9 protein-coding genes are annotated in these 11,067 nt (G+C 71.8%); 2 read left to right on the forward strand and 7 right to left on the reverse strand.

Annotated features, from left to right (window positions below):
• Positions 1-5 precede the first annotated feature (5 nt).
• A complete protein-coding gene (locus ABEA33_RS22635; RefSeq protein ID WP_345529336.1) occupies positions 6-1,346 on the forward strand; it encodes a serine hydrolase domain-containing protein in 1,341 nt (446 codons plus the stop codon).
• Positions 1,347-1,351: 5 nt separating this feature from the next.
• On the opposite strand, the gene ABEA33_RS22640 is transcribed toward ABEA33_RS22635, so the two are convergent.
• The 4 genes from ABEA33_RS22640 to ABEA33_RS22655 all read right to left on the reverse strand — a co-directional run bounded on the left by ABEA33_RS22640 (position 1,352) and on the right by ABEA33_RS22655 (position 5,792).
• Positions 1,352-2,125, reverse strand: a complete 774-nt coding sequence (locus ABEA33_RS22640; protein ID WP_345529337.1) for an Ig-like domain-containing protein — start codon at positions 2,123-2,125, stop codon at positions 1,352-1,354.
• A 71-nt stretch (positions 2,126-2,196) separates the two neighbouring features.
• On the reverse strand, positions 2,197-2,754 hold the full coding sequence (locus ABEA33_RS22645; protein ID WP_345529338.1) for a hypothetical protein: 558 nt from the start codon (positions 2,752-2,754) through the stop codon (positions 2,197-2,199).
• Between the two features lie 97 nt (positions 2,755-2,851).
• Positions 2,852-4,255, reverse strand: coding sequence for a metallopeptidase TldD-related protein (locus tag ABEA33_RS22650; protein WP_345529339.1), 1,404 nt, complete (start codon positions 4,253-4,255; stop codon positions 2,852-2,854).
• A gap of 1 nt (position 4,256) precedes the next feature.
• Complete coding sequence (locus tag ABEA33_RS22655; RefSeq protein WP_345529340.1) at positions 4,257-5,792, reverse strand: TldD/PmbA family protein; 1,536 nt, start codon at positions 5,790-5,792, stop codon at positions 4,257-4,259.
• 63 nt (positions 5,793-5,855) lie between these two features.
• Between ABEA33_RS22655 and ABEA33_RS22660 the strand changes: the two genes are divergently transcribed.
• Positions 5,856-6,332 (forward strand): pyridoxamine 5'-phosphate oxidase family protein, encoded by a 477-nt coding sequence (locus ABEA33_RS22660; RefSeq protein WP_345529341.1) that lies wholly within the window; start codon positions 5,856-5,858, stop codon positions 6,330-6,332.
• Between the two features lie 4 nt (positions 6,333-6,336).
• On the opposite strand, the gene ABEA33_RS22665 is transcribed toward ABEA33_RS22660, so the two are convergent.
• From ABEA33_RS22665 to ABEA33_RS22675, 3 genes are all read right to left on the reverse strand, one after another.
• Positions 6,337-7,095, reverse strand: a complete 759-nt coding sequence (locus ABEA33_RS22665; protein WP_345529342.1) for a class I SAM-dependent methyltransferase — start codon at positions 7,093-7,095, stop codon at positions 6,337-6,339.
• Between the two features lie 103 nt (positions 7,096-7,198).
• Entirely contained in the window at positions 7,199-9,847 is a 2,649-nt protein-coding gene (locus tag ABEA33_RS22670) for an AAA family ATPase (RefSeq protein WP_345529343.1), read from the reverse strand.
• A complete protein-coding gene (locus ABEA33_RS22675) occupies positions 9,844-11,025 on the reverse strand; it encodes an exonuclease SbcCD subunit D (RefSeq protein WP_345529344.1) in 1,182 nt (393 codons plus the stop codon). Before ABEA33_RS22675 ends, ABEA33_RS22670 begins: the two co-directional genes overlap by 4 nt.
• Positions 11,026-11,067 lie beyond the last annotated feature (42 nt).

Genomic DNA, 11,067 nt, shown 5'->3' on the forward strand with positions numbered 1-11,067 from the left:
AACGAGTGAGTGCACCCGTCGCCGACCTGACGGCCCGGCGCCTGCGTGCGCGCCTCACCCACGCGCAAGCGACCGGCCGGCTGCCGTCGGTCGTGGCCGGGCTGGTCCGCGACGGGGAGCCCGTGTGGTTCGACTCGTACGGCGGGCCGGCGGTGCCCGGTCACGATCCGCACGACGTGCAGTACCGGATCGGCTCGATCACCAAGACGATGACGGCCGTGCTGGTACTCCAGCTGGTCCGCGACGGACGCATCGGTCTCGACGACCCGGCCTCGGTCGTGCTCGGTGAGGTCGGGTACGCCGACCGCACGTTGCGCACCCTGCTCGCCCACAGCTCCGGGATGCAGTCCGAGCCGGTCGGGTCGTGGTGGGAACGCTCGGCGGGCCTGTCCTGGGACGACCTCGCCGCCGCCAACGACGGATCGGGAGCCGTCTTCCCGGCGCTCCAGGAGTTCCACTACTCCAACCTCGGCTACGCGCTGCTCGGCGAGGTCGCGGCCCGCCTGCTCGGCACCACCTGGTGGGAGGCGGTCGAGACACGAGTGCTCGCCCCGCTCGGCATGACGCGGACGTCGTACCTCCCCGACGGCGCGGCGGCCCAGGGTTGGTCGGTGCATCCCTACGCGTCGACCCTGGTGGCGGAGCCGGCGACCGACACCGGCGCGATGGCGCCGGCGGGTCAGGTCTGGGCGACGATCACCGACCTCGCGCGCTACGCCACGTTCCTGCTGGAGGGTCACCCGGAGGTGCTCTCGGCTGATGAGCTGGCGCAGGCCTTCGGTCCGCAGTCGGGCAACCCGAAGGACGGCGTCCGCTACGCGCACGGGCTGGGGTTCCAGCTCTTCCCGGGCGGCTCCGGGACGCTCGCCGGGCACACCGGATCGATGCCGGGCTTCCTCGCCACCTGCCTGGTCGACCGCGGCCGCCGCGTCGGTGGGGTCGTGCTGGCCAACGCGACGGTCGGCTACTCACCGGCCGCGCTCGTGACCGAGCTGCTCGACGAGCTCGAGCGCTGCGAGCCGTCGATGCCGCTGCCGTGGACTCCGTCGCCGGCGCTGCCGGCTGAGCTGGCCGGCGTCCCCGGCGTCTGGCACTGGGGGAACACGCCCATCGTGTTCGCGATGGAGGCGGCCGACCTGGTCGGGCGGCGCAACGGTGTCGAGCTCTACCGGTTCGCGGTGCGCGACGGTCGCGCCGTCGGTCTCTCCGGCTACCACGCCGGAGAGGAGCTCCACGTCGTACGACGTGCCGACGGCAGCGTGAGCCACCTCGACGTCGCGACGTTCATCTACACGCGGACGCCGTACGACCCGGACGCCCCCGTCCCAGGGGGACATCCGGGCTGACGGGGTCAGGCGCGCCAGCGGCCGATCAGGTCCTCGACGTCCTCGTCGATCGCGAAGTCCGGCTCCTTCGGCTTCGGGAGCGGCTTGCCCTTGAGCTTGATGTTGCTCACCGTCCCCATGTCGGCGATGCCCGGCGAGGCGAACATGCTCGCCTTGCCGGATCCGGCGCCGATGAGCGCGATCCACACGATCCGGTGACGCTGGACGCGCACGGTCCGGGTCTTGCCGGCCGGGATCTTGATCCGGCCGTCTGGACGGAGCGCCTTCGGGTGTCCGAACCAGAAGCGGATGGTCTTGGTGTTGGTGTTGGTCACCCGGAGGCGGCCAGGCTTGCCGGCGATCTTGTGCACCTTGACCGGCGCGACCTCGCCGACCACCACGGTCAGCTTCGCGGGGACCAGATGGGTGTGGTCGCAGACGTAGTAGTCGATGACGTGGGTGCCGTGAGCCCGCGGGGTCACCAGGATCATGACGTCACCGGGATCGGATGACTCGTCGGAGAAGAACATCGAGTCATGGGCCACGATGACGGCCGGCGGCTTCTTGTCGAGGTTCAGCTCCGGGAACCGGCACAGCGCGAGGGAGTCGCCCGTCGGGGAGCTGTCGTTGGCCAGCACGTCGACCTGGGCCGACTGACCGGGGTAGAGCGTGACCGTGTCGTCGACGACGACCGGGAGCGGCGGCTCGTCGGCGATCGCCGGAGCGGCTCCGAGCAGCGTGAGGCCCAGGACTGAGGCGGCGATGCCGCCGGTGAATCGGGCGAGGGCGCTGGTGCGCATGGGGCTCCGTTCCGAGCAGTAGTGTCGGGCAGAACCTAAGGCACCAACACCCTCGTCCGAGGGGAAATCCGTCAATCGACGATTGACGTCTTCGTGACCTTCAACCGGAACGCGACGGCCGGGTCGCAGACCAGGGTCGTCGAGCGCTTGCGGTAGCTGACCGTGAGGTCGTGGGCATAGCGCCGGTGCGTGCCCCGCGAGACGATCCGCAGGCCGGCGTCCTCGACCACGTCGTGGATCCTCTTGACGCTCTTGGTCGGGGTGGCCGTACCGGTGACGGCCAGCGGCTTGCCGGCAAGGGTGACCTTGCCACGGATCCTGCCGTCGCGCAGGAACGGGCGCTTGACCTGTTTGGCGATGCTGACCTCGTGCCGGTCGCCCTCGCCGTACTGCGCCTCGATGTAGTTGCCGTAGGTCCGGTTCTGGTAGAGGTTGACGCGGATCGGCTGCTTGCCGAGCCTGCCGGTGCAGTCGAACATGATGCCGCTCTCGTGCGTGACGCCGGGGGTCATCGGGTCGGGGAGCTGACCATCGAGGATCTGGGCATTGCCCGGTGCCGCGCCCAGCCCGATGAGGGCGGAGGTCGCGGCGACGGCCAGGGCGCCCGTGACGAGCTGGGTGCTGCGCATGACGGAGTCGCTTTCTGTGTGTGGTCGGTCGTCGGTTGACGAACACACGGGATACGCCCGGGCCGGAGGTCCGGTTGCATCCGAGAGCGAGAGATTCCTACTGCGCTTGGGAGACGCTCGACATGTTGAAGTCCGGCACCCGCAGCGCGGGGGTCGCCGTACGAGAGAAGTAGTCGTCGCCCCACTCGCGGCTGAAGCTCGGCACCGTCTCCGAGGCGTGCGTGAACCGTCGGAGCAGGTCGACCGGGCTGTCGTTGAACCGGAAGTTGTTGACGACGCCGGTGATCTCGCCGCCCTCGACGAGGTAGACACCGTCGCGGGTCAGGCCGGTGAGGAGCAGCGACTGCGGGTCGACTTCGCGGATGTACCAGAGACACGTGAGCAGCAGCCCGCGCTCGGTGCCGGCGATCAGGTCGTCCTCCGTGCCGCTGCCGCTGTCGACGGACAGCACCAGGTTGTCGATGGCCGGTGTCACCGGCAGCCCGGTCATCGCGGCGGACTGCCGGGTCTGGATCAGCGACGTGAGCTCGCCGTCACGGATCCAGTCGGTGCGCCCGAGCGGCAGCCCGTTGTCGAAGACGGAGGACTCGTTGCCCGATCGCGAGGCCACGGCGAACGGCTCGCACTGGAGTCCGTCGTACGCCGGGTCCGAGAAGAGGTTGACGCCGGCGGACGCGATCCGCTCGCCCACGCGGGTCCCGCCGCCGCGGCGGCTGTAGACGGATTGCCCCTCGTGCGCGACGCGCGCGCCGGCGCTCCAGTAGGCGTCGATCATCAGGTCGGCGACGGTGCTCGGCGGCAGGATCGTGTCGTAGCGGCCAGCAGGGAGGTCGACCCGACGCTGCGCCCAGCCGAGCCGGCGGGCCAGCTCGGCGTCCAGGGCGAGCGGGTCGACCCCGACGAAGTCGCGGGTGGCCCCGCCGACCCAGGCGCTGGTCGAGAGGTCGGTCGGTTTGCCGGTGCACCCGTAGTGACCGGTCGGCTGGACGTGGCGGAGCCGCAGCCCGGTGGTCGAGCCGACGTACGTCGTGGTCATCTCGTGGTTGACGAAGCCGTAGAGCACCCGGTCCTCGGCGGAGGCTCGGCCGAACGCCTCGCCCAGCGCCGGCGCGAATGCGTCGTACACGTGGATGTCTGTCGGGACCGGCGCTTCGGCCCAGTCGGGGGAGACGGCGTCGCGGACCAGCTCGGCGGCATCCTCGGCGGGGGAGCCGGCGCGTGCCGCCGCGTCGGCGGCCTCGACGAGCGCGGTCACGCCGGCCTGGTCGGTCGCCGTACCGGCCATCGAACCCGTTGCCACGCCGTCGCTGGTGCGCACGAACGAGATCACCGTGACCTCGACGCCGTGCATCACGCCGTTGGTGGTCAGCGTGTTGTTGGCCCAGCGCAGGTTGGCGCTGGTCTTGTCGTGGACGATCACGATGCAGTCGTCGGCGATCGACGTCGCCAGCGCATGCTCCACGAAGGACTGCGGGCTCAGTCGGACTTTCTGGGAGGCCATCTCAGTTGCCTCCCTCGGCGACCGTGTTGAGGATGCGGACGTCACGGAAGAGCGACGTCGGACAGCCGTGGCTGACCGCGGCCACCTGCCCCGGTTGGGCCTTGCCGCAGTTGAACGCGCCGCCCAGGACCCAGGTGTCCGGGCCGCCGACCGCTTCCATGGAGTTCCAGAACTCGGTGGTCGTCGCCTGGTACGCCGCGTCGCGGACCTGGCCGACCAGCTCGCCGTCGGCGATCTTGTAGAACCGCTGCCCGGTGAACTGGAAGTTGAAGCGCTGCATGTCGATGCTCCAGGACTTGTCGCCCACGACATAGAGCCCGCGCTCGACCCGCCCGATGAGCTCCTCCGTGCTCGGCCCGTCGGGTGCGGGTTGCAGCGACACGTTGGCCATCCGCTGGATCGGGATGTGGCCGGGGGAGTCGGCGTACGCGCACCCGTTGGAGCGGCCAGCAGGAAAGTCGGGCCCAGCGAGGTCGGGGTGCATCGCGCCCATCGACCGGTCCAGCTGGTAGCCGGTGAACAGTCCGTCCGTGACGATGTCCCAGCTCTGGGTGGCGACGCCCTCGTCGTCGTACCCGACCGTCGCGAGTCCGTGCTCGATGGTGCGGTCGCCGGTGACGTTCATGACCGGGGAGCCGTACTGCAGCGAGTTGAGCTTGTCGATCGTCGCGAACGACGTGCCCGCGTAGTTGGCCTCGTAGCCGAGTGCACGGTCGAGCTCGGTGGCGTGGCCGATCGACTCGTGGATGGTCAGCCAGAGATTGGACGGGTGGATCACGAGGTCGTAGGTGCCTGCCTCGACGCTGGGTGCCTTGAGCTTCTGCGCGAGCAGCTCGGGGACCTCGTCGAGCTCGGCGTCCCAGTCCCAGCTGTGCTGGCCGCCGGTGAGGTACTCCCAGCCGCGACCGACCGGCGGGGCGATGCTCGCCATCGAGTCGAACGTGTCCGCGCCGGCGCCCATCGCCTCGAAGCCGGGGTGCAGGCGGACCCGCTGCTGGGTCGTGCGGGTGCCGTTGAGGTCGGAGTAGTACTTGCACTCGTGCACCTGCAGCAGGTGGGCCGAGGCGTGGTCGACGGCGGCACCGGTGCGCAGTCGGGTGGTCCAGTCGATCAGGACGGCGGACTTCTCGGCCACCGACACCTCGAACGGGTCGATCTCGTACGTGGAGACCCATTCGACGTCGGCGTACACAGGCTCGGGGGCGAGCACGACGGGCCTGCTGGTCATCTCGGCGGCGACCTTCGCGACCGCGACAGCGGTCTCGGCGACCCGAACCGCCTCCTCGGTCGTCAGCACCACCCCGGAGGCGAAGCCCCAGGCGCCACCGTGAACCACCCGGACGGCGAAGCCGAGGTCCTCGGTGTCACTCGCCCCCTGGAGGACGCCGTCGCGGGCGACCAGCTCCTGGTAGCGCACCCGCTCGAACCGGAAGTCGGCATGCGTGGCCCCGAGGTCCGCCGCGCGGGCCAGGGCCGCGTCGCCGAGACCGCGGTAGGGGAGTGAGGTGAACGTCGGATCCAGCGCGCGATCGCCCATGGCGCGAACCTATCGGATGGCGTCCAGAGGGTTTCGCGGCGACAGCCTGGGTACCGCGCGACCATGACGGACAACGGAGACCAGAAGAAGCTGCTCGAGCTGATCGACGACATCCCGATCGCCATGCTCACCACCTTCGGCGGGGACGGGCCGCGGAGCGTGCCCATGGCCCGCCAGGAGGTCGAGCCGTCCGCGGAGCTGTGGTTCATCACTGCTCGCGAGACGGCGCACGTCCGCGCGATCCAGGCGGCCCCCCAGGTGTCGTTGACGTTCTCGTCGCGGGACTCCTGGGTGGCGGCGTACGGCCGGGCCGAGGTCGTGGAAGACCGCGACAAGCTCGGTGAGCTCTGGACGACCTTCGCCGAGGCCTGGCTGCCCGGTGGCCCCGAGGACCCGAACGCGACGCTGCTGCGGGTGGACCTGGATCACGGGGAGTACTGGGACACCCCGGGCGGGAAGGTGGCATCGCTGATCAGCTTTGCGAAGACGAAGCTGACCGGCGACACGTACGACGCCGACCACGGATCGGTCGACGTCTGAGGGTTCAGGCGCGGGCGCGTGCGGCCCAGGCCGACGCGCGTACGGTGAACGGTGCCGCGGGCAGGCGCTCGGCACAGCCCGTCCGCAGCGCCGTACGACCGTCGTGGTCGAGGCTGCCGATGTAGGCACCGAGCGGGCCGATGCCGAACGTGTAGGGCTCCCACCACTCGTCGAAGGACGCGAACTCCACGTCCACGTGGAGCTTGGTCGCCTGGACGTCGGTGAGCCCGGCTTCGGCGCAGAGCTGCTCGAGGTGCCCCTGACGGGCACCGGCAAGGCCGGACTCGTCCACTGCCGACGGGTCGAGCTCACGGGCGACGGTCCAGCAGAGGCTGAGCGGGGTGTCGCCGCCGTCGTGGTCCCAGACGCACGCCGCCACGACGCCGCCCGGCCGGGTCACCCGGCCCATCTCGCGCAGGCCGCCGACCGGGTCGCTCATGAAGTGCACGACCAGCTGGGCGAGGGTTGCGTCGAACACGTCGTCGTCGTACGGCAGGCGCTCGGCGGCGCCCGCTCGTACGTCGACCTCGGGCAACCGCTCCAGCAGCGACGCCACGAACGGGGGCGAGGGGTCGATCGCCGACACCGACGACGCGCCCACGCGCTCGACGAGCTCGGTGGTCAGTGCGCCCGGCCCGGAGCCGACATCGAGGACCGACATCCCGGGGGCGACACCCGCGAAGTCGGCGAAGCTGACACCCAGCGGCTCGGAGAAGCGGCCCATGAAGCGGGCATACGCGTCGGCCGGGACGTCGAAGGTCACCCGGCCACGCTAGACCCGATCGGCCGCACGCTCCATCCACACCGTCTCGAGCAGTCCGGCCCACGTGGAGCTTCCAGACCCGACGCGGCCCGGATCTCGAGCGTCATCGGCTGATCGACACGGCCGAGCCGAGGCGGGACTTGGTCACCAGCAGCTGGGTGGGGATCCGGTCGCGCATCTCGGCGACGTGGCTGACGACGCCGACGACCCGGCCGCCGTCGCGCAGGGAGTCGAGGGTGTCCATCACGTCGTCGAGGGTGTCGGCATCCAGGGCACCGAAGCCCTCGTCGACGAACAGGGTGTCGAGGTCGGCGCCGCCCGCCTCCTGGGTCACCACGTCGGCGAGCCCGAGTGCGAGGGCGAGGGACACCACGAACGTCTCGCCGCCGGACAGGGTCGCGGGGTCGCGTGCCTCGCCAGACCAGTCGTCGCGCACGAGCAGGCTCAGGCCACCCCGGGTCTCGCCTGCACCCCGCTTGCCGGTGTGCTCGAGCGTGTAGCGGCGGTCGCTCATCCGATCGAGGCGCTCGTTGGCGGCGGCGACGACCTGGGCGAGTCGGTAGGCGAGGACGTAGGCCGAGAGCCGCATCTGGAGCGGGTTGTCCGCGGACTTCCCCTCGACGAAGGCCGACAGCCGGGTCACGACGTCGAGCTCTTCGCTGAGCGGGCGCCAGGCGGCGACGGCGGTGTCGAGATCGCTGACGAGACGGCTGAGCCGGCTCGCTCGCTTGGCCCACGCGTCCTCCCGCGCCCGAGCGTCGCCGAGCCCGCGCAAGGCCTGGGCATGGGACGCGGTGAGCGCCGGCAGGTCCGGCAGCGCAGCGCCGCCGATCTCGTCGGCGCCGGGCTCGGCGAGGACTGCGGCGACCGCAGCGAGCCGCCGCTCGTGCTCGGCGATCCGGCCGGCTAGCTCGTCGTACGCCCGGCGGTCGAGCGCGGCAGCCATGGCGTCGTCGGGCGTGGCGAAGCCGGCCTCGACGACGGCCGTCGTCAGGGTCTGCTCGGCTTCGATGAGTGCGGCCTCGGCCGCGGCCAGCGCGTCGAGTGCCGACAGCCCGGCGCGGGCGGCGCGCTCCTGGGCGGCGTACGACGCAACGAGGGTCTCATCGTGGTCAGCGAGCTCGGCGTCGAGCGCGGCCGCCTCGGCGCTCAGGGCAGCGAGCGAGGCCTCGACCGAGCCGGTCTCGGTGGCGATGTCGGGCGGGACCACGTCGATGCGAGCCGTCGCGGCGACGAGCTCCGCCGACAGCGTGCGCACCTCCACGTCGCGCAGGTGCTGGGTGGCGGCCGCGTCGTCTGCAGCCTTCTGGGCGGCCCGCTCTACCGACTCGTCCGGAGCGCCATCTGCGGCCGCGGCCTTGTGCGGGTGGTCGCAGGAGCCGCACACCGGGCAGGAGCCGCCGACGGCAAGTGATCCGGCCATCTCGGCGGCCATGCCGTGCAGGCGCGCCTCGCGGACGTCGAGGGCGTGGGTCCTGGCCTGGAGCGTGGCCTCCCGGGCGACATCGTGGGCCGTCCGGGCCGCCGCCACCTGCTCGGTGAGCGACGCGACGAGCGCGCGAGCGTCGGCCAGCGCGCTCTCGGCGGATGCGGCGAGGCGGGTCCGGCGGGTGACGAGGGTCTGCTCCTCTCGGCGGAGCGCGCGGAGGCGGTCCACACGTGGCTGCAGCGCCCGGGCGCGGGCCGCTCCGTTGACCGCCTCCTGCAGGGCAGCGTCCAGAGCTGCCCGGTCCACGACCTCGAGGCTCTGGACGCCGGTGGCGGCCGCGGAGCGAGCACGACGGGCTCGTACGGCGACCTGGTGCAGCGGGACGACGGCGGTCGCGCGGCGGGCGGCCTCGAGACGGTCCTGTGCGTCGGCGTGCTGAGGGGCCGCTGCCTCGAGCCGGACCCGTTCGGCGGCAGCCGCGGCCAGGCGCGCGTGCCGCTGGTGGAGGTCTCGGGCGGCCTCGAGATCGGTCCGCTCAGCCGCCTCGGCAGCGGCCGCCTCGGCGGCCGCGGAGGCCGTCTCGGCGCAGGCCGTGGCAGCGGCGTCGCGCATCGAGCGGGCCCACTCGTCGGGAGCGGTCTCCTCGGGAGCCTCGGTGCCGGTGGTCTCACTGACCCGGCTGACCAGGTCGGAGACGACCTCGCGGGCCGCGTCTGCCCGTCGCCGGAGGTCCAGTCGGCGGTCCCGCAGCCAGCGCTCGACGTCCTCGAAGCGGCCGGTGCGGAAGAGCTGCTGGAGCAGCCGGTGCCGCTCGTCGGACTTGGCCCGGAGGAACGCCTGGAACCGGCCCTGGGGCAGCATCGCGACCTGGGTGAACTGCGCGACGTTCATCCCCAGCAGGCGCGAGACCAGGTAGCCGGTCTCGTCGAGCCGGGTGGAGTGGGTGACCCACGCGCCGCTGACTCGTTCGGCGATCAGGACCGACGCCTGCTCGGTGGTGACGCCGTCGCCGCGCTTCTTGGCTCGCTCCCACGAGGGCGAGCGGGTGATCCGGAAGCGTCGGCCGGACAGGGTGGCCTCCAGGATCACCTGGGGGCGTACGCCGGGGGCGGCGAGGTCGGAGCGCAGCCGCTTGGCGGCGTTGCGGTCGCCGGGGACGTCGCCGTACAGCGCGAAGCAGACGGCGTCGAGGACGCTGGTCTTGCCGGCCCCGGTGGGCCCGGAGAGCAGGAAGAGGCCCGCTGCGGACAGCTGGTCGAAGTCGACGTCGATCGTGTCGGCGAACGGCCCGAACGCGGTGGCCTGGAGCCGGTGGAGCCTCACCAGAGACCCTCCGTGCCTGCCGCGGAGACGAGCACGTCGGCCTCCGGATCCTCGCAGCAGGCGTCGCACGCGGCCTGGAGCAGAGCCGACTCGTCGTCGGTCGCGGCAGCACCCCGGAGCTCGGCGACGAAGTCGAGCGCGATGTCGTGGTCGGATCGTCCCTGGGGGCGCGCGAGCGGCACCGAGGGTGCGCTGGCGCCCACCGGCTCGAAGGCGATGACGAGGGTGTGCGGGAACCGGGCGCGCAGCTGCTCCATCGCCTGGAGCGGGCGTACGACGTCGGTGAGGGTGGCCTGGACCCACGCTCCCTGGTGAGCCTTGAGACTCCGGTCCTCGAGGAGGTCGGCGAGCGTGCCCCGCAGTCGGGCGAGCGGCCGGGGGACCGGCGCCTCCACGAACTCCGCGGTGCTCAGGCCGTTGGCACCCATCTCGACCAGCCAGGAGCCCTTGCGCTGATCGGCCTCGGAGAATGAGTAGGCGAGCGGCGAGCCGGAGTAGCGGACGGCGTCGGTCAGCGTGTGCCGGCCGTGGAGGTGGCCGAGCGCGGTGTAGTCGACGCCGGTGAAGGTGCTGGTCGGGACCAGGGAGACACCGCCCACGCTGATGTCGCGCTCGGACTCGCTCGGCTGTGCGCCGGCCACGAAGGCGTGCGCGAGGACGATCGACCGGGTGCTCTTGCCGCGGCCGCCCAGGTCGGCGCGGACCCGCCGCATGGCCTCGTCGAGGGCCGCCTCGTGGGACCGGGCCGGCAGCCCCCACGGCTCGCGGACGGCGTCGGGGTCGAGGTAGGGGATCCCGTAGACGGCGACGTCACCGTGCTCGTCACCGAGCAGGACGGGCGTGCCGACGGTGCCGGCGTCGGTGCGGATGAAGACTCCGGCGGCGTCGATCAGCCGCGAGCTGAACCCGAGCCGCTGCGCGGAGTCGTGGTTGCCGCTCGTGAGCACCACCTGGGCGCGACTGGCGGCCAGCCGGGCGAGCGTCTCGTCCGCCAGGCGTACGGCGTCGACCTGGGGGAGCGCGCGATCGTAGATGTCCCCGGCGACGACCACCAGGTCGACCTGCTCGCGCTCGACCACGTCGAGCAGGTGGTCGACGTAGGCCGCTTGGTGCGTGAGCATGCCTTCACGGTGGAACGACCGGCCCAGGTGCCAGTCGGAGGTGTGAAGGATGCGCATGCCGCAACGCTATGAGGCGGCACCGACAGTGGCTCGACCCCA

The organism is Nocardioides endophyticus, from assembly GCF_039543845.1.
In the GTDB taxonomy this organism is placed as follows: domain Bacteria; phylum Actinomycetota; class Actinomycetes; order Propionibacteriales; family Nocardioidaceae; genus Nocardioides; species Nocardioides endophyticus.